This is a genomic window from Pseudomonas sp. NBRC 111123 (genome assembly GCF_001320205.1).
GTDB classification, from domain to species: domain Bacteria; phylum Pseudomonadota; class Gammaproteobacteria; order Pseudomonadales; family Pseudomonadaceae; genus Aquipseudomonas; species Aquipseudomonas putida_J.
In genome coordinates this window covers 23,042-45,394 of record NZ_BCAZ01000047.1, presented here as the reverse complement: position 1 = coordinate 45,394, position 22,353 = coordinate 23,042, and the positions used below count along the sequence as shown (strand labels likewise).

The window sequence follows — 22,353 nt, the reverse complement described above, 5'->3', positions numbered from 1 at the left end:
CTCGATCTACGCCACACCACAAACCTCAAACTGTTCCCTCTCCGGCACCCCCCCAACCCCGGCACGGCTATTGCTACTCCGCTGGCACCACACCGTTTTTATGACGGTCAGCCACGCGAGAGAGCACGATGCCCCAGGCCGCCCACTTTTCCCGAGTCCCTGATCCGCAGGGGCGTACCCCGGTCGAACAGGAGAGTCGACAGGGGCTGGAGCAGGCGTTTGCCCTGTTCAATCAGGTTTCCACTCAGCTCAACCAGTCCTACAGCATGCTCGAAGCCCGCGTCAGCGAGCTCAAGGGCGAGCTGGCAGTGGTCGGTGCGCAGCGCATGGCCGAGTTGAACGAAAAGGAGCGCCTGGCCAACCGCCTGCAGAACCTGCTCGACCTGCTGCCGGGCGGGGTGATCGTGATCGACGACCAAGGCCTGGTGCGCGAGGCCAATCCGGCAGCCTGCGAAATGCTCGGCGAGCCTGTGGTCGGCCAGCTGTGGCGCCAAGTGATCGCGCGCAGCTTCGCCCCGCGCAAGGACGACGGCCATGAGGTCTCGCTGCGCGATGGTCGGCGGTTGTCGATCGCCACGCGTTCGCTGGATGCCGAACCAGGTCAGCTGGTATTGCTCAACGACCTGACTGAAACCCGTCGTTTGCAAGACCAGTTGGCCCGGCATGAGCGCTTGTCTTCGCTGGGGCGCATGGTCGCCTCGCTGGCGCACCAGATCCGTACGCCGCTGTCGGCCGCCATGCTCTATGCCAGCCACTTGGCCGACGGTGAGCGCGAGCTCGCGCCAGAAACCCGCCAGCGCTTCGCCGGCAGCCTGAAAGAGCGCCTGCACGAGCTGGAGCACCAGGTGCGCGACATGCTGGTGTTCGCCCGTGGCGAGCTGCCGCTGGGGGATCGGCTGACCCCCAAAGCCCTGTTCCAGGCCCTGCAGCAAGCGGCTCAGCCCCATGTGCAAGGGCACGCCGTGCGCTGGCAGTGCGACAGCCACCTGGGTGAGTTGCTGTGCAATCGCGACACCCTGGTCGGTGCCTTGCTCAACCTGATCGAGAACGCCTTGCAGGCCAGCGACAGCCCGGCGCGGCTCAAGGTGCACCTGTTCCGCCGTGAGCGCACCTTGCACCTGAACATCAGCGATGCCGGCAGTGGCATCGATGCCGAGTTGCTGGGGCGCCTGGGCGAACCGTTCCTCACTACCAAGGCCACCGGCACCGGGCTCGGGCTGGCGGTGGTCATGGCCGTGGTGCGTGCGCACCAGGGCAAGTTGCAGCTGCGCTCGAAGGTCGGGCGTGGCACCTGTGTAAAAGTTGAGCTGCCGTTGATCGACGGGCAGGCAACGGAGGTCGTGTGATGGCAATCAAGGTGCTGCTGGTCGAAGATGACCGCGTATTGCGCCAGGCGCTGGGCGATACCCTGGAGATCGGTGGCTTCGCCTTCGATGCCGTCGGCAGTGCCGAAGAGGCGCTGCAGGCAGTGGCAGGCGAGGCTTACAGCCTGGTGGTCAGTGACGTGAACATGCCGGGGATGGATGGTCATGAGCTGCTGGCGCAGCTACGCCGTCATCATCCCCAGTTGCCGGTGTTGCTGATGACCGCCCACGCGGCCGTCGAGCGTGCGGTGGAGGCCATGCGCCAAGGGGCTGCGGATTACCTGGTCAAGCCGTTCGAGCCCAAAGCCTTGTTGAGCCTGGTCGAGCGCCACGCCGCCGGGCGCCTGACGGCCACTGACAATGAAGGGCCGGTAGCCTGTGAGGCCGCCAGTCGACAGCTGTTGGAGCTGGCTGCACGCGTGGCTCGCAGCGATTCGACCGTACTCATTTCCGGTGAGTCGGGCACCGGCAAGGAAGTGCTGGCGCGCTATATTCACCAGCAATCGCCGCGGGCGGCGCAGCCGTTCGTTGCGATCAACTGCGCGGCGATCCCGGACAACATGCTCGAGGCCACGCTGTTCGGCCACGAGAAGGGGGCCTTCACCGGCGCCATCGCCGCCCAGGCCGGCAAGTTCGAGCAGGCCGAGGGTGGCACCTTGCTGCTCGACGAGATTTCCGAGATGCCCCTGGGGCTGCAGGCCAAGCTGCTGCGCGTGCTGCAGGAGCGCGAGGTGGAGCGGGTCGGTGGGCGCAAGCCGATCGCTCTGGATATTCGTGTGCTGGCCACCAGCAACCGCGACATGGCGGGCGAAGTGGCGGCGGGGCGCTTCCGCGAAGACCTGTACTACCGGCTTTCGGTTTTCCCGCTGGCCTGGCAGCCACTGCGCGAGCGCGCTGGCGATATCCTGCCGCTGGCCGAGCGCCTGCTGGCGCGCCACGTGGCGAAGATGAAGCACGCGCCAGTGCGGCTGTCTGCCCAGGCCTGCGCCTGCCTGCAGGCGCATGCCTGGCCGGGCAACGTGCGTGAGCTGGACAACGCCTTGCAACGGGCGCTGATCCTGCAGCAGGGCGGGGTGATCGAGGCGGCGGATTTTTGTCTGGCGGGCGCCATTCCATTGTCAGTCGGGGCGGCGGCCACTGTATCGCCACTATCCGCGGAAGCGGTGGGCGACTCCGGAGGCCTGGGCGACGATATGCGTCGTCATGAATTCCAGATGATCATCGATACCCTGCGCACCGAGCGCGGGCGGCGCAAGGAAGCTGCCGAAAAGCTGGGCATCAGCCCACGTACCCTGCGCTACAAGCTGGCGCAGATGCGTGATGCCGGGCTCGACGTGGAAGCCAGCCTGTTCGGCTGAAGCATTCATTTGTATGTTTGCGCAGGGCTGGCACACGTGTTGCTAGTTCAGGGCTATCCGCCGCATGAGTGTCAAAAAAATGCGGCCGCCGGAGAGAGAAGGTCATGAGCCAAGGTGTTGAATTCAATCGTCTGATGCTGGACATGCGTGCCATGCAGGCCGATGCCATGTCGTTGCCCAAAGCCACCGCCGCCCCCGAGCTGGCGCCTGGCCAAAGCACCTTTGCCGACATGCTCGGCCAGGCCATCGGCAAGGTCAACGAGACCCAGCAGGCGTCGACCCAGCTGTCCAATGCCTTCGAGATCGGCAAGAGCGGCGTTGACCTGACCGACGTGATGATCGCCTCGCAGAAAGCCAGCGTGTCCATGCAGGCGTTGACCCAGGTACGCAACAAGCTGGTCCAGGCGTACCAAGACATCATGCAGATGCCGGTTTGAGGACGGAAGTAAGTCATGGCTGATGCAGTTGTCGATAACGCCCCTGCCAAGAGCAGCGCGCCAGGTTCCAAGCCGCCGCTGTTGAACATGGCGTTTCTGGAAAACATCTCGCAGATGCCCATGCTGCGTCAGGTCGGCCTGCTGGTCGGGTTGGCGGCCAGCGTGGCGATCGGCTTCGCCGTGGTGCTGTGGTCGCAGCAGCCGGATTACCGTCCGCTGTACGGCAGCCTGGCCGGCATGGACACCAAGCAGGTCATGGATACCCTGGCCTCCGCAGACATTCCCTATCATGTCGAGCCCAACTCCGGTGCTCTGCTGGTCAAGGCCGACGACCTCTCCCGTGCGCGCCTGAAACTGGCGGCGGCCGGCGTGGCGCCGAGCGATGGCAATGTCGGCTTCGAGCTGCTCGACAAAGAGCAAGGGCTGGGTACCAGCCAGTTCATGGAAGCCACCCGCTATCGCCGCAGCCTGGAAGGTGAGTTGGCGCGTACCGTTTCCAGCCTGAACAACGTCAAGGCCGCCCGCGTGCACCTGGCTATTCCGAAAAGCTCGGTTTTCGTGCGTGACGAGCGCAAGCCAAGCGCTTCGGTGCTGGTCGAACTGTACCCGGGCCGTTCGCTGGAAGCGGGCCAGGTGATGGCGATCGTCAACCTGGTCGCCACCAGTGTGCCGGAGCTGGACAAGTCGCAAGTCACCGTGGTCGACCAGCGCGGCAACCTGCTCTCCGAGCAGTTGCAGGACACCGCGCTGACCATGGCCGGCAAGCAGTTCGACTACAGCCGCCGCATGGAAGGCATGCTCACCCAGCGTGTGCACAACATCCTGCAGCCAGTGCTGGGCAATGACCGCTACAAGGCCGAGGTTTCCGCCGACCTGGACTTCAGTGCGGTCGAATCGACGTCCGAACAGTTCAACCCGGACCAGCCGGCGCTGCGCAGCGAGCAGGCGGTCAACGAGCAGCGCGCGAGCAGCCAGGGCCCGCAGGGCGTACCCGGCGCGCTGAGCAACCAGCCGCCAGGCCCGGCGTCGGCACCGCAAACCACCGGTGGCGCTGCCGCGCCGGCCGCTGCAATCCAGCCTGGCCAGCCGCTGGTGGATGCCAACGGCCAGCAGATCATGGACCCGGCCACCGGCCAGCCGATGCTCGCCCCGTACCCGTCGGACAAGCGTGAGCAGACTACCAAGAACTTCGAGTTGGACCGCTCGATCAGCCACACCCGCCAGCAGCAGGGTCGCCTGACCCGCCTGTCGGTGGCGGTGGTGGTCGACGACCAGGTCAAGGTTGGCGCCAATGGCGAGAGCACCCGTGCCCCATGGGGCGCTGAAGACCTGGCGCGCTTCACCCGCCTGGTGCAGGACGCGGTGGGCTTCGATGCCAGTCGCGGTGACAGCGTGACGGTGATCAACGTGCCGTTCGCCGCCGACCGTGGCGAGGAGATCGCTGATATCGCGTTCTACCAGCAGCCGTGGTTCTGGGACATCGTCAAGCAGGTGCTGGGCGTACTGTTCATCCTGGTGCTGGTGTTCGGCGTGCTGCGTCCGGTCCTGAACAACATCACCGGTGGCGGCAAGCAGGCTGCTGCGGACAGCGACATGGAACTGGGCGGGATGATCGGTCTGGATGGCGAACTGGCCAACGACCGTGTCAGCCTCGGTGGCCCGTCAAGCATTCTGTTGCCGAGCCCGAGCGAGGGTTACGAAGCACAGCTCAACGCAATCAAAGGCCTGGTGGCCGAAGACCCGGGCCGCGTGGCCCAGGTCGTGAAAGAGTGGATCAACGCCGATGAGTGACAATCGAGCCATTACCGCCAAGCTGAGCCGCGTCGACAAGGCTGCGATCCTGCTGCTGTCGCTCGGTGAGACCGATGCTGCGCAAGTCCTGCGTCACATGGGCCCGAAAGAAGTGCAGCGGGTCGGTGTGGCCATGGCGCAGATGGGCAACGTGCACCGTGAGCAGGTCGAGCAGGTGATGAGCGAGTTCGTCGAGATCGTCGGCGACCAGACCAGCCTGGGCGTGGGCTCCGATGGCTACATCCGCAAGATGCTCAACCAGGCCCTCGGCGAGGACAAGGCCAATGGCCTGATCGACCGTATCCTGCTCGGTGGCAACACCAGCGGCCTGGACAGCCTCAAGTGGATGGAGCCGCGCGCCGTGGCCGATGTGATCCGCTACGAGCACCCGCAGATCCAGGCCATCGTGGTCGCTTACCTCGACCCTGACCAGGCCGGTGAAGTGCTGAGCAACTTCGACCACAAGGTGCGCCTGGACATCATCCTGCGCGTTTCCTCGCTGAACACCGTGCAACCGGCAGCGTTGAAGGAGCTGAACCAGATTCTCGAGAAACAGTTCTCGGGCAACTCCAATGCCGCGCGCACCACCCTGGGTGGCATCAAGCGTGCCGCCGACATCATGAACTTCCTCGACAGCTCCGTGGAAGGTGCGCTGATGGACTCGATCCGCGAGATCGACAACGACCTGTCGGAGCAGATCGAAGACCTGATGTTCGTCTTCAACAACCTGGCCGATGTCGACGACCGCGGTATCCAGGCGCTGCTGCGCGAAGTGTCGTCCGACGTGCTGGTGGTGTCGCTCAAGGGCGCCGACGAGCGGGTCAAGGACAAGATTTTCAAGAATATGTCCAAGCGTGCCTCGGAACTGCTGCGCGACGACCTCGAGGCCAAGGGCCCGGTGCGCGTCAGCGACGTGGAAACGGCGCAGAAGGAAATCCTCACCATCGCCCGTCGCATGGCCGAGGCCGGCGAGATCGTGCTCGGCGGCAAGGGTGCCGAGGAAATGATCTGATCCATCAGGTGACACGACCCCCCTGTGGGGGCGGCCTTGCCGGGACGCCGGACCGGTCGGAAAGGGCTGCGAAGCAGCCCCAGCAATTTATGCGACAACGCTGAAATCCTGGGGCTGCCTCGCAGCCCTTTCGCGACACAAGGCCGCTCCTACAAGGATCGTGTCGCTCGCAGATGAGTAGCCGAGAACATGCCCACCAAAGAATCCCACCCCAGCGACCTGATCCGTGCCCGCGACCTCGAGGGCGTCGACGTCTGGGCGCTGCCCAGCTTCGACCCGGAGCCTGAGCCGGAACCTGAGCCTGCGCCGGAAGTGGTCGAGGAAGAAGTCGAGGAAGTGCCGCTGGAAGAAGTCCAGCCACTGACCCTCGAAGAGCTCGAAGCGATCCGCCAGGAGGCCTACAACGAAGGCTTTGCCACCGGTGAGCGTGAGGGATTCCACAGCACGCAGCTGAAGGTGCGCCAGGAGGCCGAGGAAGCGCTCGCCGCCAAGCTGGCCAGCCTGGAGCAGCTGATGGGGCACCTGCTCGACCCGATCGCCGAGCAGGACACGCAGATCGAACGCAGCGTGGTGCACCTGGTCGCGCACATGGCGCGCCAGGTCATCGGCCGGGAACTGCGCAGCGACTCCAGCCAGATCACCCAAGTGTTGCGCGAAGCGTTGAAGCTGTTGCCGATGGGGGCCGATAACATCCGCATCCACCTCAACCCGCAGGATTTCGAGCTGGCCAAGGCCCTGCGCGAGCGCCATGAAGAAAGCTGGAAGCTGCTCGAAGATGAGGCCCTGCTGCCAGGTGGCTGCCGGATCGAGACCCTGCACAGTCGCATCGACGCGACCATGGAAACCCGCATCGAGAAAGCCGTGGCGCAGTTGTTCGACCAGCTGCACGATCAGGCCTTGCACCCGGCGGCGGCGGACATGTCGGTCGAACTGGACGCCAGCGATGCGCCTTGACCGCACCAGCTTCGGCAAACGCCTGGGCGGCTACGCCGACGCGATCGGGCTGCCGGTGCAACCGGTGGTCGAAGGCCGCCTGCTGCGCATGGTCGGCCTCACCCTTGAAGCCGAAGGCCTGCGCGCCGCGGTAGGCGGACGTTGCCTGGTCATCAACGACGACAGCTACCACCCGGTGCAGGTCGAGGCCGAGGTGATGGGCTTTGCCGGCAACAAGGTGTTCCTGATGCCCGTGGGCAGCATTGCCGGCATCGCGCCGGGCGCGCGCGTGGTGCCGCTGGACGACAGTGGTCGCCTGCCCATGGGCATGAGCATGCTGGGCCGAGTGCTCGACGGCGCCGGGCGCGCCCTCGACGGCAAGGGCGGCATGCGTGCCGAGGATTGGGTGCCGATGGATGGGCCGATCATCAACCCGCTCAACCGTGACCCGATCAGCAAGCCGCTGGACGTGGGGATCCGCAGCATCAACGGCCTGCTCACCGTCGGCCGTGGCCAGCGCCTGGGCCTGTTCGCCGGTACCGGCGTCGGTAAATCGGTGCTGCTGGGCATGATGACCCGCTTCACCGAAGCGGACATCATCGTGGTCGGCCTGATCGGTGAGCGGGGCCGCGAGGTCAAGGAGTTCATCGAGCACATCCTCGGTGAAGAGGGGCTCAAGCGCTCGGTGGTCGTGGCATCGCCTGCTGACGACGCACCGCTGATGCGTTTGCGCGCGGCCATGTATTGCACGCGCATTGCCGAGTACTTCCGCGACAAGGGTAAGAACGTCCTGCTGCTGATGGACTCACTGACCCGGTTCGCCCAGGCACAGCGCGAAATCGCCCTGGCCATCGGCGAGCCACCTGCCACCCGCGGCTACCCGCCGTCGGTGTTCGCCAAGCTGCCCAAGCTGGTGGAGCGCGCCGGTAACGGCGAGCCCGGTGGCGGCTCGATTACCGCCTTCTACACGGTGTTGTCCGAGGGTGACGACCAGCAGGACCCGATCGCCGACTCGGCGCGGGGTGTGCTCGACGGCCACTTCGTGCTGTCCCGGCGATTGGCCGAAGAGGGCCATTATCCGGCCATCGACATCGAAGCCTCGATCAGCCGGGTCATGCCGCAGGTGGTGGATCCCGACCACTTGCGCCAGGCACAGAAATTCAAGCAACTGTGGTCGCGGCTGTCGCAGAGCCGTGACCTGATCAGCGTCGGCGCCTACGTGGCCGGTGGTGACCCGGAAACCGACCTGGCGATCGCCTTGCAGCCGCGGCTGGTGGACTTCCTGCGCCAGGGGCTGGACGAAAATGTCGGCATGGGCCAGAGCCGCGACGAGCTGGGGGCGATCTTCACGCCGCCGGCGAAGGGTTGATAGGCCATGAGCCTGCCCGGTCGCGCTGCCCGCCTGGCCCCTGTGGTCAACATGGCCGAAGAGGCTGAACGCAAGGCCGCCCAGCGCGTGGGGCACTTCCAGCAGCAGATGGTTCAGGCCCAGGCCAAGCTGGCTGAGCTGGAGTCGTTCCGCGAAGGTTATCAGGCCCAGTGGATCAGCCGTGGCGGGCAGGGCGTGAATGGCAGTTGGCTGCTCAATTACCAGCGCTTCCTGGCTCAGTTGGAAACGGCCATGACCCAGCAACGGCAGAGCCTGGCCTGGCATGAGAACAACCTGAAGAACGCCCGCGGCACCTGGCAGCAGGCCTATGCCCGGGTGGAGGGGCTGCGCAAGCTGGTGCAGCGCTATCTGGAGGAGGCGCGACGGGCGGAAGACAAGCGCGAGCAGCGTTTGCTGGACGAACTGTCGCAGCGCTTGCCCAGGCAAGGTCATCTGTAACCTGTGCCGGCCTCTTCGCGGGTAAACTCGCTCCCACGGGAACAGCGCAAGGCCCGGGAGCAGTGCGGTCGCTGTGGGAGTGGGCTTGTCGGGGGGGCCGAGCCGCCGCGAAGGGGCCTGTGCCGGCTTGCCTTGATAGTCCAGCCGCGGGCTGCTAAACCTTGAAGAGTTGCATTCGCCATCATCGAAGGAATCGCTAGCATGGCAGTCGAGACTGATTTTTCGCAGGACGGGAAAAAACTCACGATCAAGGTCAAGGGGCGCTTCGATTTCGGCAAGCATCAGGAATTTCGTGATGCCTATGAGCGCCACCCTAAAAAGCCCGACTCGGTGGTGGTCGACCTGAAGGACGCCACCTACCTGGACAGCTCCGCGCTGGGCATGCTGCTGTTGCTGCGTGACCATGCCGGCGGTGACGACTCGGACGTGCGCGTGGTACATGCCAGTTCTGACGTGCGCAAGATCCTGGCCATTTCCAATTTCGAAAAACTGTTCGATATCAGTTGAGTGCCCAGATGCCGGCCGAGCAGGCGTTGACCGTACTGGTGGCTGAGGACGGGGCGGTCGACCGCCTGCTGCTGGCGCAGATCGTCCGTCGCCAGGGTCACCAGGTATTCACGGCGGAAAATGGCGAACAGGCCGTCGCGTTGTTTGCCGAGAAGCGCCCGCAGCTGGTCTTGCTCGACGCCTTGATGCCGGTGATGGATGGTTTCGAGGCCGCGCGCCAGATCAAGGCATTGGCCGGCGAGGCGCTGGTGCCGATCATCTTCCTGACCTCGCTGAGCGAGGAGGATGCCCTGGTGCGTTGCCTGGAGGCTGGGGGTGACGACTTCATGGCCAAGCCCTACAGTGCGGTGATCCTCGGTGCCAAGATCCGCGCCATGGACCGCCTGCGTCGCTTGCAGGCGACCGTGCTCGAGCAGCGTGACCAGATCACCCGCCACCATCACCACCTGCTCAACGAGCAGCGGGTGGCCAAGGCGGTGTTCGACAAGGTCGCCCACTCCGGTTGCATCACTGCGCCGAACATCCGCTACCTGCAGTCGCCCTATGCCCTGTTCAATGGTGACCTGCTGCTGGCTGCGTTCACCCCGGCCGGGGACATGCGCGTGCTGCTCGGCGATTTCACCGGCCATGGTTTACCTGCTGCAGTCGGTGCGATGCCGCTGGCGGAAGTGTTCTACGGCATGACTGCCAAAGGCTACGGCATGCCACAGATGCTGCGCGAGATGAATGCCAAGCTCAAGCGCATCCTGCCGGTGGACATGTTCTGCTGCGCACTGCTGCTAAACATGAGCGTGCAGCGCGGTGCCGTGGAAGTGTGGAATGGCGGCATGCCGGATGGCTACCGACTGTCGGCTGGCGGGCAAGTGCTGGGTTGCCTGGGGTCGCGGCACCTGCCGCTTGGCATTCTGGCGCCAGAGCGCTTCGACGACAGCACCGAAGTGCTGCCACTGGCGGCGGGGGAGCGGCTGTTGTTGCTGTCCGATGGCGTGGTCGATACCGCAGACGAGCAGGAGCGCCTGTTCGGTGTCGAGCGCTTGCGCGAGGTGCTGGCTGCCAATCGCGACCCGGCGCGGCTGTTCGATGAGGTCATGCAGGCCCTGGAGCGTTTCGGCGGGCGCCCGCGGGATGACATCAGCCTGTGTGACATTCGTATGTTCAGTGGCGATGACCGGGTACCTGCTCCGACCCTGTATTCCGATAGCGGGCGCTCCAGCCCGCTGGACTGGTCACTGGGGTTTGAATTGCGTGGCGAAAGCCTCAAGCGTTTCAACCCGGTGCCCTACCTGGTGCAGTTGTTGCAGGAGATCCATGGCTTGCGGCCGCGCACCGGCGCCTTGCACAGTGTGCTCAGCGAGTTGTATTCCAATGCCCTGGAGCATGGTGTGCTGGGCCTGGATTCGCAGCTCAAGCGTGATGTGCAGGGGTTTGCCGACTACTATCAGGAGCGGGCCCGGCGCCTGCTGGCGTTGGCCGAAGGTTTCGTGCGCATCGACCTGAAGGTGGAACCGTCAGGGGCGGGCGGGCGTCTTACCATCGAGGTCCGCGACAGTGGCGCGGGGTTCGATGTGTGCGGCGTGTTGTCGCGCCCGTCCCTTGAGCAGGACTTGAGCGGTCGCGGGCTGAAGCTGGTGCAGCGGCTGGGCAGCCGCGCCGAATGGCGCGAAGGTGGCCGTTGCGCCCACGTTCAGTTCGATTGGTGATGCGCCTGGAGGGCCGCAGGGCGGCTCAGGCATAATCCGGCTTGATCAAGGAGTGAGCAAGTGACTGACATGCATATTGACCACAAGGTACTCAGCGATTTGCAGGAGGTCATGGAAGATGGCTACCTGCAGCTGCTGGAAACCTTTCTGGAAGACTCCGAGCGGCGTTTGAGCCAGCTCCATGAGGCCAAAAGCGCCGATGAACTCGGCATGGCCGCGCACAGCTTCAAGGGCAGCAGCAGCAACATGGGGGCTGTTGGCCTCGCCCGGTTGTGCGAGCAACTGGAAGAGCGGGTAAAGGTGCGACCGATGTATGGCATCGAAGACCTGATCAACCGGATCGACGAGGAATATCTGGAAGTGCAGTGCTTCTATCGCGGCGAGCGTGAGCGCGTCTCAGCGAGCTGATGGCAAGTTGGCGCGACTTTTGCCTCTCTGTGGCCAGATGATATTCCAGTTTCTGGCGCGGAGACCGCTCAATGCCTGTCGCACCCAACCCTTTGATGCAAGCCAACACCGTGAGCAAGGTGTCGAACGCAGGTTCCTCGCGGGCGGACAAGCCGCTGCAGGCGGCGGGCGGGCTGGGCGGCGGCTTCGATAAGGTCATGGCCGGGCAGGGGCGTGACAAGGTGCCTGCGGGCAACGACAAGGTTGCTCAGCCCGGCCCGAAAGACAAACCCGACATTGCCCAAGGCGGCAAGAAGCAGGACGCCGATAAACCGGCGGTTGCCGATGACGGCAACAAATTGCCAGCAGACGATGCAGCGCCGGATACTGCCGATGCTGCAGCGCCCAGCGATTCGGGGTCGCTTGATGCCAACCTGGTTGCTGGCCAGGTGACCGATGCACAGCCCGGCGCGCAGTTACTGCAGGCTCAGGCCGAGGCAGTCGCGCCGGTGTTGCAGGCCGCGATGCAGCAGCCGGTGGCCGAGGTTGCCGCGCCGTTGCCGGCAGCGCCCGAGGCCGATGCTGATGCCTTCGACCCGGATGCCGATCCTTTGGCCAACCTGCCGACCTTGCGCCTGGCCTTGGAGCAGACTGCTCAGGCCAAAGGTACGACCTCGGCGCATGCTGCCGACGCCTCCAAGGCGCAGCCCGAAGATGGTCAGGCGGCCGTCAATCCGTTGGCGACCCTGATCGACAAGGTCGAGGGCCAGGCAGGCAAATCCGAGACCGGCGACAAGGCCTTCGGCGCCTTGCTCGAAGACGGGCTCAAGGACACCAAGAGCGCCAGCAGCGATACCCGGGTCGATGACTTTGCCAACCGCCTGGCCAGCCTGACCCAGGCAGTTACCGCGAAGACCGCCAATGCCCTGCCGGTAAGCGCCAACCCTTTGCATCAGCCCTTGCAGATGAACCAGGGAGCGTGGGCCGAAGGCCTGGTCAACCGGGTCATGTACCTGTCCAGCCAGAACCTCAAGTCGGCGGATATCCAGCTGGAGCCGGCCGAGCTGGGTCGCCTCGATATCCGCGTCAATGTCGCGACTGACCAGTCCACCCAGATCACCTTCGTCAGCGGCCATGCTGGCGTACGAGATGCATTGGACAGCCAGGTGTATCGCCTGCGCGAGCTGTTTGCTCAGCAGGGGCTGGCGCAGCCGGACGTCAATGTCGCCGATCAGTCCCGCCAGCAACAGCAGCAGGCGCAACAGGATGGCTCGCAGTTGTCCGGGGTCGCCGCCCGGCGGGCGCAGGGTGGCGGGGGCGAGCAGGGTGAGCCGGCTGAAGTTTCCCGGCCAGTGGAGCAGCAGGTGGTGATTGGCGACAGTGCGGTCGATTATTACGCTTGATGGGTTTGGCTTTGGATATGCAGCGGCTGTGAGATCGAGCGCCGCCCGCGCGGCGCATCGCGGATGAATCCGCTCCTACATTTGTTGCAACGTGCCGAACCTGTCACGCCATGGTCGCCTGCCTTGGCGCATGTCTTGAGCCTTGCAAACAAGGCTGACAACCATGGCCTTTCAGGCATGGCCACGTTGCAACAGATGTAGGAGCGGATTCATCCGCGATGCGCCGCGCGGGCGGCGCTCGATCTCGCAGGCGCCACACCTCTCAAGCCAAACCCCTCACAATCCAAATCTGGCATAACACTTGCTCAAGCCACGTCATCCTCCTTTGAAACCCCGATGGACGACGGATTATTGGCATGGCGAAGAGCGACGCAGTGAAAGACCCCGCCGCAAAAGGCAAACTCAAGCTGATCCTGCTGCTGGTGCTGGCGCTGCTGCTGGCGGTCGGCCTGTCGGTGGGCGCCACCTGGTTCATCATGCACAAGAGTGAATCGGCACCCGCCCCTGAAGCGGCCGCTACCAACGTCAAGGCCGCCGCGATCTACGTGCCGCTGGCGCCCGCCTTCGTGGTCAACTTCAACCAGAACGGCCGCCAGCGCTACATGCAGCTGAGCATCACCATGCAGGGCCGTAATCAGGCCGACCTGGACGCACTCTCGGTGCACATGCCGGTCATCCGCAACAACCTGGTGATGATGTTCTCCGGGCAGGGCTTCGATACCCTCGCGGCCAGTTCGGTGGGCCAGGAGATGCTGCGTCAGAAAGCCACCGCAGTGGTTCAGGAAGTGGCGCAGAAAGAAGTCGGCAGGCCGGTGGTCGACCAGTTGCTGTTCACCAATTTCGTATTGCAGTAGGAGTCCGCAATGGCCGTACAGGACCTGCTGTCCCAGGATGAGATCGATGCCCTCTTGCATGGCGTCGACGATGGGCTGGTACAGACCGAGAGCGTTGCCGAGCCTGGCAGCATCAAAAGCTACGACCTGACCAGCCAGGATCGGATCGTGCGTGGTCGCATGCCGACCCTGGAAATGATCAACGAGCGTTTCGCCCGCTACACCCGCATCAGCATGTTCAACCTCCTGCGGCGTTCGGCCGACGTGGCGGTGGGCGGCGTGCAGGTGATGAAGTTCGGCGAGTACGTGCATTCGCTGTACGTGCCGACCAGCCTCAACCTGGTCAAGATCAAGCCGCTGCGCGGCACCGCGCTGTTCATTCTCGACGCCAAGCTGGTGTTCAAGCTGGTGGACAACTTCTTCGGGGGTGACGGCCGTCACGCCAAGATCGAGGGCCGTGAATTCACCCCCACCGAGCTGCGCGTGGTGCGCATGGTGCTGGACCAGTGCTTCGTCGACCTCAAGGAAGCCTGGCAAGCGATCATGCCGGTCAACTTCGAGTACATGAACTCCGAGGTCAACCCGGCCATGGCCAACATCGTCGGCCCGAGCGAGGCAGTGGTAGTGTCGACCTTCCATATCGAACTGGACGGCGGTGGCGGCGACCTGCATGTGACCATGCCCTATTCGATGATCGAGCCGGTGCGCGAAATGCTCGATGCCGGCTTCCAGTCCGACCTCGATGACCAGGACGAGCGCTGGGTCAAGGCCCTGCGCGAGGACGTGCTGGACGTTTCGGTGCCGCTGACCGCCACGGTTGCTCGCCGCCAGCTGAAACTGCGCGACATCCTGCACATGCAGGCTGGCGACGTGATCCCGGTGGAGCTGCCCGAGCACCTGGTACTGCGCGCCAATGGCGTGCCGTCGTTCAAGGCGCGCCTGGGCTCGCACAAGGGCAACCTGGCCCTGCAGATCATTGACCCGATCGAACGCCGCTGACTGCGTGCCGGTCGCTCTTTACGAATTGAATGCCTGTCGAGGACATCATGGCTAACGAAAACGAGATCACTTCCGCGGAAGACCAGGCCCTGGCCGATGAGTGGGCCGCGGCCCTGGAAGAAACCGGTGATGCCGGCCAGTCCGACATCGACGCACTGCTCGCCGGTGACGGCGGCAAACCCGGTGCCGGCCGCCTGCCGATGGAAGAGTTCGCCAGCTCCCCGCGGCCGAACGAAAACGTCAGCCTCGAAGGCCCGAACCTGGATGTGATCCTGGACATTCCGGTGAACATCTCCATGGAAGTGGGCAGCACCGAAATCAACATCCGCAACCTGCTGCAGCTCAACCAGGGCTCGGTGATCGAGCTCGACCGCCTGGCCGGTGAGCCGCTCGATGTGCTGGTCAACGGCACGCTGATCGCCCATGGCGAAGTGGTTGTGGTCAACGAGAAGTTCGGCATCCGCCTGACCGACGTGATCAGCCCAAGCGAACGCATCAAGAAGCTGCGCTGAGTGAAAGGCACGATGCGGGCCATGATGGCCCTGGCCGCGCTATTGGCCAGTGAAATGGCCATCGCCGCCGCCACGCCTGCTGCCAGCCCGGTTGCAGCGCCGGCCGCTGCGCCCGGCAGCCTGGGTGGGCAGCTGGCGCAGATGGTGTTCGGCCTGCTGCTGGTGGTGGGGCTGATCTTCTTCCTGGCCTGGGCGTTGCGCCGCATGCAGGGCGCCGCGCCCAAGGGTGGGCAGGTGATCGAGGTCGTCGGCAGCCGTGCCATCGGCCCGCGTGACCGGCTGTTGCTGGTGCAGGTTGGCAAGGAGCAGATCCTTATCGGCCACACCCCGGGCAGCATCGAGGCGTTGCATGTGCTGGCCGAACCCGTCGAAGTACCTGCCAGCGCGCGCCAGGCGACGCCGGAGTTTGCCCAGCGGCTGATGGAGCTGATGGGCAAGGATCAGAAGGACAAGAAGTGATGACCCGCGCCTTGCGCCTGCTGTTGAAAAGAACCTTGAGCACAATGTTGCCACTTGCGCTGCTGCTGGCTGCGCCGCTGGCCCTGGCGGCAGACCCGTTGTCGATTCCGGCCATTACCCTGTCCAACACCGCGGACGGGCAGCAGGAGTATTCGGTCAGCCTGCAGATCCTGCTGATCATGACGGCGCTCAGCTTCATCCCGGCGTTCGTCATCCTGATGACCAGCTTCACCCGCATCATCATCGTGTTCTCGATCCTGCGTCAGGCCCTGGGCCTGCAGCAGACGCCGTCGAACCAGGTGCTGACCGGCATGGCACTGTTCCTCACCCTGTTCATCATGGCGCCGGTGTTCGACCGGGTGAACCAGGATGCCCTGCAGCCGTACCTGAGCGAGCAGATGACAGCCCAGCAGGCCATCGAAAAGGCCCAGGGGCCGCTCAAGGACTTCATGCTGGCACAGACCCGGCAGAGTGACCTCGACCTGTTCATGCGCCTGTCCAAGCGCACCGACATCGCCGGCCCTGATCAAGTGCCGCTGACTATCCTGGTGCCGGCGTTCGTCACCTCGGAGCTGAAGACCGCATTTCAGATCGGCTTCATGATCTTCATCCCGTTCCTGATCATCGACATGGTGGTGGCCAGTGTGCTGATGGCCATGGGTATGATGATGTTGTCGCCGCTGATCATCTCGCTGCCGTTCAAGATCATGCTGTTCGTTCTGGTCGATGGCTGGGCGCTGATCATGGGTACCTTGGCCGGCAGTTTCGGCGGCGTCTGACGCCGCCTAGGAGAGCCCCGCATGACACCTGAAGTAGCTGTCGACCTGTTTCGTGACGCGCTGTGGCTGACCACCCTGATGGTTGCCGTGCTGGTGGTGCCGAGCCTGCTGGTCGGCCTGATCGTGGCCATGTTCCAGGCCGCCACGCAGATCAACGAACAGACCTTGAGCTTTCTCCCGCGTCTGCTGGTGATGCTGGTCACGCTGATCGTCGCCGGGCCCTGGCTGGTGCAGAAGTTCATGGAGTACATCACCGGCCTGTACACCAGCATCCCGCAGCTGATCGGTTGAGCCTGCCATGCTGGAGTTGACCGACGCGCAGATCGGCACCTGGGTCGCCACCTTCATCCTGCCGCTGTTCCGGGTGACTGCGGTGCTGATGACCATGCCGATCTTCGGTACGCGCATGCTGCCGGCGCGCATCCGCCTGTACGTGGCGGTGGCCATCACCGTGGTCATCGTACCGGCGCTGCCGCCGCTGCCGGAGTTCGACCCGCTGAGCCTGCGCGGCCTGCTGCTGTGTGGCGAGCAGGTCATCGTCGGCGCGTTGTTCGGGTTCTCCCTGCAGTTGCTGTTCCAGGCCTTCGTCATCGCCGGGCAGATCATCGCCGTGCAGATGGGCATGGCCTTCGCCTCGATGGTCGACCCGGCCAACGGGGTCAACGTTGCCGTGGTCAGCCAGTTCATGACCATGCTGGTGAGCGTGTTGTTCTTGCTGATGAACGGGCACCTGGTGGTGTTCGAGGTCATGACCGAGAGCTTCACCACCTTGCCGGTGGGCCATGCCCTGGTAGTCAGCCATTACTGGGAAATGGCCGGCCGCCTGGGGTGGGTGTTCGGTGCCGGCCTGCTGCTGATCCTGCCGGCGATCACCGCGCTGCTGGTAGTGAACATCGCCTTCGGCGTGATGACCCGTGCCGCGCCACAGCTGAACATCTTTTCCATCGGTTTCCCGCTGACCTTGGTGCTGGGCATGGGGATCTTCTGGATCGGCCTGGCCGATGTGCTTTCGCACTACCAGACGTTGGCCAGCGAAGCGCTGCAATGGCTGCGTGAACTGGCGAGGGCGCCCTGAACATGGCAGAGAGCGAGAGCGGCCAGGACAAGACAGAAGACCCCACCGACAAGCGCAAGCGCGACGCGCGCGAAAAAGGTGAGATCGCCCGATCCAAGGAGCTCAATACCGTTGCCTCGACCCTTGCCGGCGCCGGTGCGCTGCTGGCATTCGGCGGCAATCTGGCGGAAACGTTGATGACGCTGATGCGGATGAACTTTTCCCTGACCCGCGAGGTGCTGACCGACGAGCGCTCGATGGGCATGTTCCTGCTGGCCTCGGGCAAGATGGCGATCTGGGCAGTGCAGCCCATTCTCATGCTGCTGTTCGTCATCGCCTTCGTTTCACCCATCGCCCTCGGCGGGTTCATTTTCTCGGGTAGCCTGTTGCAGCCCAAGTTCAGCCGGATGAACCCATTGTCGGGTATCAAGCGGATGTTTTCGCTGAACTCGCTTACCGAGTTGCTCAAGGCCATGGCCAAGTTCATGGTCATCCTGATCGTCGCGCTGGTGGTGTTGAGCAATGACCGCCAGGCGCTACTGGCCATTGCCAACGAGCCGCTGGAGCAGGCGATCATCCACAGTGTTCAGGTGGTTGGCTGGAGTGCCCTGTGGATGGCTGCCGGCCTGCTGCTGATCGCGGCGGCGGACGTGCCGTTCCAGCTGTGGCAGACCCACAAGAAGCTGAAGATGACCAAGCAGGAGATCAAGGACGAGTACAAGGACAGCGAAGGCAAGCCCGAGGTCAAGCAGCGCATCCGTCAGCTGCAGCGCGAGGTGTCGCAGCGGCGCATGATGGCTGCCGTGCCCGAGGCTGATGTGATCATCACCAACCCGACGCACTATGCCGTGGCCCTGCAGTACGACCCGGAGAAGGGTGGGGTGGCGCCGTTGCTGGTGGCCAAGGGCACCGACTTCATTGCCTTGAAGATTCGCGAGATCGGCGTCGAGCACAAGGTGCAGATCCTCGAATCGCCGGCCCTTGCGCGGGCGATCTACTACTCCACCGAGGTCGAAGGGGAAATTCCGGCGGGGCTGTACCTGGCGGTAGCGCAGGTGCTGGCCTATGTGTTCCAGATTCGACAGTACCGCTCCGGCAAGGGCAAGCGGCCTGAGCCGCTCAAGGAAGACCTGCCGATTCCGCCAGACCTGCGGCGTGATAGCTGACAGGTATTCGCCTTGGTGCTTTTGGCGCCTGTGAGATCGAGCGCCGCCCGCGCGGCGCATCGCGGATAAATCCGCTCCTACATTTGTTGCAACGTGGCCATGTCTGTGAGGCCATGGTTGTCAGCCGGTTCGCACGGCTCAAGTCATGCGTCAAGGCTGGCAACCATGGCGTTTCAGGTTTGGTAGGTTGCAACGAATGTAGGAGCGGATTTATCCGCGATGCGCCGCGCGGGCGGCGCTCGGTCTCACAGGCGCCAAATACCTAGAGGCGGGCAAAGTTGGAAGGCTTCTTGCAAAGCCACGCCCAAGCGCCCCTTGGGCGTCAAAGTTTTGCATGAAGAGGAATCGCGGTGGATCGCACTCAGTTAATCAGCAACGCCCGCAACAACCTGGCCGGGCTCGGTCGGGGCAACCTGGGCGTGCCGTTGCTGCTGCTGGTGATGTTGGCAATGATGATGTTGCCGATACCGCCGTTCCTGCTCGACGTGTTCTTTACCTTCAACATCGCCCTGTCGATCGTGGTTTTGCTGGTCTGCGTGTACGCCCTGCGTCCGCTGGACTTCGCCGCATTCCCGACCATCCTGCTGGTGGCGACTTTGCTGCGCCTGGCGCTGAACGTGGCGTCCACCCGCGTGGTCATGCTCCATGGCCAAGAAGGCCATGGCGCCGCGGGCAAGGTGATCCAGGCCTTCGGCGAGGTGGTGATCGGCGGTAACTACGTGGTGGGTGCGGTGGTGTTCGCCATCCTCATGATCATCAACTTCGTGGTGGTGACCAAGGGCGCCGGGCGCATTTCCGAAGTCAGCGCGCGCTTCACCCTCGACGCCATGCCAGGCAAGCAGATGGCCATCGACGCCGACCTCAACGCTGGCCTGATCGACCAGGCCCAGGCCAAGGCGCGCCGCGCCGAAGTGGCCCAGGAGGCTGAGTTCTACGGTTCGATGGACGGTGCCAGCAAGTTCGTCCGCGGTGACGCCATCGCCGGCCTGCTGATCCTGTTCATCAACCTGATCGGCGGCATGCTGATCGGTATGCTGCAACACAACATGTCGTTCAGCGATGCGGGCAAGGTTTACGCCTTGCTGACCATCGGTGACGGTTTGGTGGCGCAATTGCCATCACTGCTGCTGTCCACTGCCGCCGCGATCATGGTCACCCGTGCCTCGGGCTCCGAGGACATGGGCAAGCTGATCAACCGCCAGATGTTCGACTCGCCCAAGGCGCTGGGTGTGTCTGCTGCGCTGATGATCATCATGGGCCTGGTACCCGGCATGCCACACATCGCCTTCCTCAGTCTCGGCCTGCTGGCCGGGGGGGGTGCCTACCTGGTGTGGAAGAAGCAGCAGAAGGTCAAGATTGATGCGCAGAAGGAGGCGCAGCGCCAGCAGGACCTGCTGCCCTCGCCGCAGCGCGCACTGGAGACCAAGGAGCTGGGCTGGGACGACGTCACGCCGATCGACATGATCGGCCTGGAAGTCGGCTACCGGCTGATTCCGCTGGTCGACCGCAACCAGGGTGGCCAGCTGCTGGCGCGGATCAAGGGGGTGCGCAAGAAGCTGTCCCAGGACCTGGGCTTCCTCATGCCGACCGTGCATATCCGCGATAACCTCGACCTGCAGCCCAGCGCCTATCGCCTGACGCTGATGGGCGTGATCCTCGCCGAAGCTGATATCTATCCGGACCGCGAGCTGGCGATCAACCCTGGCCAGGTGTTCGGCACCCTCAACGGCATCGCCGCGCGCGACCCGGCATTTGGCCTGGAGGCGGTGTGGATCGACGTCGGCCAGCGCGCCCAGGCGCAGTCGCTGGGGTACACGGTGGTTGACGCCAGTACCGTGGTTGCCACCCACCTCAACCAGATCCTGCAGAAGCACTGCCATGAGCTGATCGGCCACGAAGAGGTTCAGCAGCTGTTGCAGGTATTGTCCAAGGCTTCGCCTAAACTTGCAGAAGAGCTGGTGCCCGGTGTCATTTCCTTGTCGGGGCTGCTCAAGGTCCTGCAGGCATTGTTGTCCGAGCAAGTGCCGGTGCGTGACATCCGCAGTATTGCCGAGGCCATCGCCAATAACGCTGGCAAGAGTCAAGATACCGCCGCGCTGGTGGCTGCGGTACGCGTCGGATTGTGTCGTGCCATCGTCCAAAGCATTGTCGGTGTTGAGCCCGAGCTGCCTGTGATCACCCTTGAGCCAAGGTTGGAACAGATCTTGCTCAATAGTTTGCAAAGGGCCGGGCAAGGTCAGGAAGACGGTGTTCTTCTTGAACCAAGCATGGCCGAAAAGCTGCAGCGTTCGCTGATCGACGCCTGCCAGCGCCAGGAAATGCAAGGCCAACCGGCCATTCTCCTGGTAGCTGGCCCGATCCGTGCCATGTTGTCGCGCTTCGGTCGTCTGGCTGTACCGAATTTGCATGTTCTGGCGTATCAGGAAATACCGGATAACAAGCAAGTCACCATCGTTGCCACAGTGGGCCCCAACGGCTGAGGTAGTGGGTTATGCAAGTCAAGCGTTTTTTCGCCGCCGATATGCGTCAGGCCATGAAGCTGGTTCGTGATGAGCTGGGCTCCGATGCCGCCATCATTGGCAACCGCCGCATCGCCGGTGGTGTCGAACTGACCGCCGCGCTGGACTACAAGCTGTCCGCGCTGGCCCCGCGCGTGCCCAATGCCGAGCTGGAAGAAGAGCTGCGCAAGACCCAGTCGCGCATCGCCACTGCCCAGGCCGAGCTGGACAACCGCGCCGAGGCCAGCGAAGGCAACCGCCAATTGTTTGCCGGCCAGTCGCTGACCGCGTCCGAGCCATTGATCGAGCCGCACGTCGATGCACCGGCCCCGGCGCCTGCGCCGGCGCAGCCGGCCGTCGACCCGCGCCTGTTCGACGCCATGCGTTCGGAGCTGTCGGGCCTGCGTGAGCTGCTCGAAGTGCAGCTCGGCTCGCTGGCCTGGAACCAGCTGCAAGGCAGCAAGCCGGCACAGGCCAACCTCTGGCGCCGCCTGCAGCGCATCGGCCTGTCCGGGCCGATCTCCCGTGAACTGCTTGACCTGACCAGCGAGATCGAAGAGCCCCGCCAGGCCTGGCGCATGCTGTTGGCGCACCTGGCGCGGATGATCGAAGTGCCAGAGGCCGAACCGATCGAAGAGGGCGGTGTGATCGCCATGGTCGGCCCGGCCGGCATGGGCAAGACCACCACCCTGGCCAAGCTGGCGGCGCGCTATGTGCTCAAGTACGGCCCGCAGAACCTGGCGCTGGTGAGCATGGATAGCTTCCGCATCGGTGCCCAGGAGCAGCTCAAGACCCTGGGGCGCATCCTCAATGTGCCGGTGACCTATGTCGACCCGGGCCAGTCGCTGGCCGCTGCGCTGGAGCCACTGCTGCGCAAGCGCGTGGTGCTGATCGATACCGCCGGCCTGCAGGCCAGTGACCCGGCCCTGCGCATGCAACTGGAAACCCTGGCCGGGCGTGGCATTGCCGCGAAGAACTACCTGGTGCTGGCCACCACCAGCCAGAAGCAGGTGCTGACCGCCGCTTACCACAGCTACAAGCGCTGCGGCCTGGCCGGCTGCATCCTGACCAAACTCGATGAAACGGCGAGCCTCGGCGATGTGCTGAGCCTGGCCATCAGTCATGAATTGCCCGTGGCCTACCTCACCGATGGCCCCCGCATTCCTGACGACCTGCACCTGCCGCGCCCGCACCAGCTGGTGACCCGCGCAGTCAACGTGCAGTTGCAGGACGAGCCCAGCGAAGAGGCGATGGCCGACATGTTCGCTGATCTCTACCACAACCCGCGGCGCGCGGGTTGAGGATGAAGCGTATGCAAAGTACCTACATTCCG

Annotated in this window: 22 protein-coding genes; all 22 read left to right on the top strand. The window is 64.1% G+C overall.

All coding sequences use genetic code 11. The annotated features are described in order from the left end of the window. The first annotated feature begins 128 nt into the window (after nucleotides 1-128). The 22 genes from APH27_RS20800 (at nucleotide 129) to flhF (ending at nucleotide 22,321) form a co-directional block, all read left to right on the top strand. Entirely contained in the window at nucleotides 129-1,346 is a 1,218-nt protein-coding gene (locus APH27_RS20800) for a PAS domain-containing sensor histidine kinase (RefSeq protein WP_060485780.1), read from the top strand. Further along, entirely contained in the window at nucleotides 1,346-2,722 is a 1,377-nt protein-coding gene (locus tag APH27_RS20795; RefSeq protein WP_060485779.1) for a sigma-54 dependent transcriptional regulator, read from the top strand. The genes APH27_RS20800 and APH27_RS20795 overlap by 1 nt, the downstream gene beginning before the upstream one ends. Before the next feature lie 104 nt (nucleotides 2,723-2,826). Then, nucleotides 2,827-3,159 (top strand): flagellar hook-basal body complex protein FliE, encoded by a 333-nt coding sequence (gene fliE, locus APH27_RS20790; protein WP_027921179.1) that lies wholly within the window; start codon nucleotides 2,827-2,829, stop codon nucleotides 3,157-3,159. Nucleotides 3,160-3,174: 15 nt separating this feature from the next. Next, the gene (gene fliF / locus APH27_RS20785; RefSeq protein ID WP_027921180.1) at nucleotides 3,175-4,950 is read left to right on the top strand and encodes a flagellar basal-body MS-ring/collar protein FliF; all 1,776 of its coding nucleotides are present in this window, start codon (nucleotides 3,175-3,177) and stop codon (nucleotides 4,948-4,950) included. Further along, entirely contained in the window at nucleotides 4,943-5,962 is a 1,020-nt protein-coding gene (fliG, locus tag APH27_RS20780; RefSeq protein WP_027921181.1) for a flagellar motor switch protein FliG, read from the top strand. The genes fliF and fliG overlap by 8 nt, the downstream gene beginning before the upstream one ends. A 189-nt stretch (nucleotides 5,963-6,151) precedes the next feature. Further along, nucleotides 6,152-6,916, top strand: a complete 765-nt coding sequence (fliH, locus tag APH27_RS20775; RefSeq protein WP_027921182.1) for a flagellar assembly protein FliH — start codon at nucleotides 6,152-6,154, stop codon at nucleotides 6,914-6,916. Beyond that, nucleotides 6,906-8,264 (top strand): flagellar protein export ATPase FliI, encoded by a 1,359-nt coding sequence (gene fliI, locus APH27_RS20770; RefSeq protein WP_060485778.1) that lies wholly within the window; start codon nucleotides 6,906-6,908, stop codon nucleotides 8,262-8,264. Before fliH ends, fliI begins: the two co-directional genes overlap by 11 nt. Before the next feature lie 6 nt (nucleotides 8,265-8,270). Next, nucleotides 8,271-8,723, top strand: a complete 453-nt coding sequence (gene fliJ / locus APH27_RS20765; RefSeq protein WP_027921184.1) for a flagellar export protein FliJ — start codon at nucleotides 8,271-8,273, stop codon at nucleotides 8,721-8,723. Between the two features lie 201 nt (nucleotides 8,724-8,924). Beyond that, on the top strand, nucleotides 8,925-9,230 hold the full coding sequence (locus tag APH27_RS20760) for an STAS domain-containing protein (RefSeq protein WP_027921185.1): 306 nt from the start codon (nucleotides 8,925-8,927) through the stop codon (nucleotides 9,228-9,230). An 8-nt stretch (nucleotides 9,231-9,238) separates the two neighbouring features. Next, the gene (locus APH27_RS20755; protein WP_027921186.1) at nucleotides 9,239-10,930 is read left to right on the top strand and encodes a fused response regulator/phosphatase; all 1,692 of its coding nucleotides are present in this window, start codon (nucleotides 9,239-9,241) and stop codon (nucleotides 10,928-10,930) included. A 60-nt stretch (nucleotides 10,931-10,990) separates the two neighbouring features. After that, entirely contained in the window at nucleotides 10,991-11,338 is a 348-nt protein-coding gene (locus APH27_RS20750; protein WP_060485777.1) for an Hpt domain-containing protein, read from the top strand. A gap of 71 nt (nucleotides 11,339-11,409) precedes the next feature. Next, entirely contained in the window at nucleotides 11,410-12,720 is a 1,311-nt protein-coding gene (locus APH27_RS20745; RefSeq protein ID WP_060485776.1) for a flagellar hook-length control protein FliK, read from the top strand. Nucleotides 12,721-13,076: 356 nt separating this feature from the next. Next, nucleotides 13,077-13,574, top strand: coding sequence for a flagellar basal body-associated protein FliL (fliL, locus tag APH27_RS20740; protein ID WP_027921189.1), 498 nt, complete (start codon nucleotides 13,077-13,079; stop codon nucleotides 13,572-13,574). A gap of 9 nt (nucleotides 13,575-13,583) precedes the next feature. Then, entirely contained in the window at nucleotides 13,584-14,552 is a 969-nt protein-coding gene (fliM, locus tag APH27_RS20735; RefSeq protein WP_027921190.1) for a flagellar motor switch protein FliM, read from the top strand. Nucleotides 14,553-14,599: 47 nt separating this feature from the next. Continuing rightward, nucleotides 14,600-15,064, top strand: coding sequence for a flagellar motor switch protein FliN (gene fliN / locus APH27_RS20730; protein ID WP_027921191.1), 465 nt, complete (start codon nucleotides 14,600-14,602; stop codon nucleotides 15,062-15,064). A 12-nt stretch (nucleotides 15,065-15,076) separates the two neighbouring features. Then, nucleotides 15,077-15,523, top strand: a complete 447-nt coding sequence (fliO, locus tag APH27_RS20725) for a flagellar biosynthetic protein FliO (RefSeq protein ID WP_060485782.1) — start codon at nucleotides 15,077-15,079, stop codon at nucleotides 15,521-15,523. Between the two features lie 44 nt (nucleotides 15,524-15,567). Next, complete coding sequence (gene fliP / locus APH27_RS20720) at nucleotides 15,568-16,302, top strand: flagellar type III secretion system pore protein FliP (RefSeq protein WP_156335901.1); 735 nt, start codon at nucleotides 15,568-15,570, stop codon at nucleotides 16,300-16,302. A gap of 21 nt (nucleotides 16,303-16,323) precedes the next feature. Continuing rightward, nucleotides 16,324-16,593, top strand: a complete 270-nt coding sequence (gene fliQ / locus APH27_RS20715; protein WP_027921194.1) for a flagellar biosynthesis protein FliQ — start codon at nucleotides 16,324-16,326, stop codon at nucleotides 16,591-16,593. A 7-nt stretch (nucleotides 16,594-16,600) separates the two neighbouring features. Beyond that, nucleotides 16,601-17,377 (top strand): flagellar biosynthetic protein FliR, encoded by a 777-nt coding sequence (fliR, locus tag APH27_RS20710; protein WP_027921195.1) that lies wholly within the window; start codon nucleotides 16,601-16,603, stop codon nucleotides 17,375-17,377. Between the two features lie 2 nt (nucleotides 17,378-17,379). Continuing rightward, nucleotides 17,380-18,522 (top strand): flagellar biosynthesis protein FlhB, encoded by a 1,143-nt coding sequence (gene flhB, locus APH27_RS20705; protein WP_027921196.1) that lies wholly within the window; start codon nucleotides 17,380-17,382, stop codon nucleotides 18,520-18,522. A 350-nt stretch (nucleotides 18,523-18,872) separates the two neighbouring features. Beyond that, nucleotides 18,873-21,002, top strand: a complete 2,130-nt coding sequence (gene flhA, locus APH27_RS20700; protein WP_027921197.1) for a flagellar biosynthesis protein FlhA — start codon at nucleotides 18,873-18,875, stop codon at nucleotides 21,000-21,002. 11 nt (nucleotides 21,003-21,013) lie between these two features. Then, nucleotides 21,014-22,321, top strand: coding sequence for a flagellar biosynthesis protein FlhF (flhF, locus tag APH27_RS20695; RefSeq protein ID WP_027921198.1), 1,308 nt, complete (start codon nucleotides 21,014-21,016; stop codon nucleotides 22,319-22,321). The last annotated feature ends 32 nt before the right edge of the window (nucleotides 22,322-22,353 follow it).

Coding starts and splice junctions, on each gene's coding strand:
- APH27_RS20800 (WP_060485780.1), top strand. CDS start 129: ATGCCCCAGGCCGCCCACTTTTCCCGAGTCCCTGATCCGCAGGGGCGT.
- APH27_RS20795 (WP_060485779.1), top strand. CDS start 1,346: ATGGCAATCAAGGTGCTGCTGGTCGAAGATGACCGCGTATTGCGCCAG.
- fliE (WP_027921179.1), top strand. CDS start 2,827: ATGAGCCAAGGTGTTGAATTCAATCGTCTGATGCTGGACATGCGTGCC.
- fliF (WP_027921180.1), top strand. CDS start 3,175: ATGGCTGATGCAGTTGTCGATAACGCCCCTGCCAAGAGCAGCGCGCCA.
- fliG (WP_027921181.1), top strand. CDS start 4,943: ATGAGTGACAATCGAGCCATTACCGCCAAGCTGAGCCGCGTCGACAAG.
- fliH (WP_027921182.1), top strand. CDS start 6,152: ATGCCCACCAAAGAATCCCACCCCAGCGACCTGATCCGTGCCCGCGAC.
- fliI (WP_060485778.1), top strand. CDS start 6,906: ATGCGCCTTGACCGCACCAGCTTCGGCAAACGCCTGGGCGGCTACGCC.
- fliJ (WP_027921184.1), top strand. CDS start 8,271: ATGAGCCTGCCCGGTCGCGCTGCCCGCCTGGCCCCTGTGGTCAACATG.
- APH27_RS20760 (WP_027921185.1), top strand. CDS start 8,925: ATGGCAGTCGAGACTGATTTTTCGCAGGACGGGAAAAAACTCACGATC.
- APH27_RS20755 (WP_027921186.1), top strand. CDS start 9,239: ATGCCGGCCGAGCAGGCGTTGACCGTACTGGTGGCTGAGGACGGGGCG.
- APH27_RS20745 (WP_060485776.1), top strand. CDS start 11,410: ATGCCTGTCGCACCCAACCCTTTGATGCAAGCCAACACCGTGAGCAAG.
- fliL (WP_027921189.1), top strand. CDS start 13,077: ATGGCGAAGAGCGACGCAGTGAAAGACCCCGCCGCAAAAGGCAAACTC.
- fliM (WP_027921190.1), top strand. CDS start 13,584: ATGGCCGTACAGGACCTGCTGTCCCAGGATGAGATCGATGCCCTCTTG.
- fliN (WP_027921191.1), top strand. CDS start 14,600: ATGGCTAACGAAAACGAGATCACTTCCGCGGAAGACCAGGCCCTGGCC.
- fliO (WP_060485782.1), top strand. CDS start 15,077: ATGCGGGCCATGATGGCCCTGGCCGCGCTATTGGCCAGTGAAATGGCC.
- fliP (WP_156335901.1), top strand. CDS start 15,568: ATGTTGCCACTTGCGCTGCTGCTGGCTGCGCCGCTGGCCCTGGCGGCA.
- fliQ (WP_027921194.1), top strand. CDS start 16,324: ATGACACCTGAAGTAGCTGTCGACCTGTTTCGTGACGCGCTGTGGCTG.
- fliR (WP_027921195.1), top strand. CDS start 16,601: ATGCTGGAGTTGACCGACGCGCAGATCGGCACCTGGGTCGCCACCTTC.
- flhB (WP_027921196.1), top strand. CDS start 17,380: ATGGCAGAGAGCGAGAGCGGCCAGGACAAGACAGAAGACCCCACCGAC.
- flhF (WP_027921198.1), top strand. CDS start 21,014: ATGCAAGTCAAGCGTTTTTTCGCCGCCGATATGCGTCAGGCCATGAAG.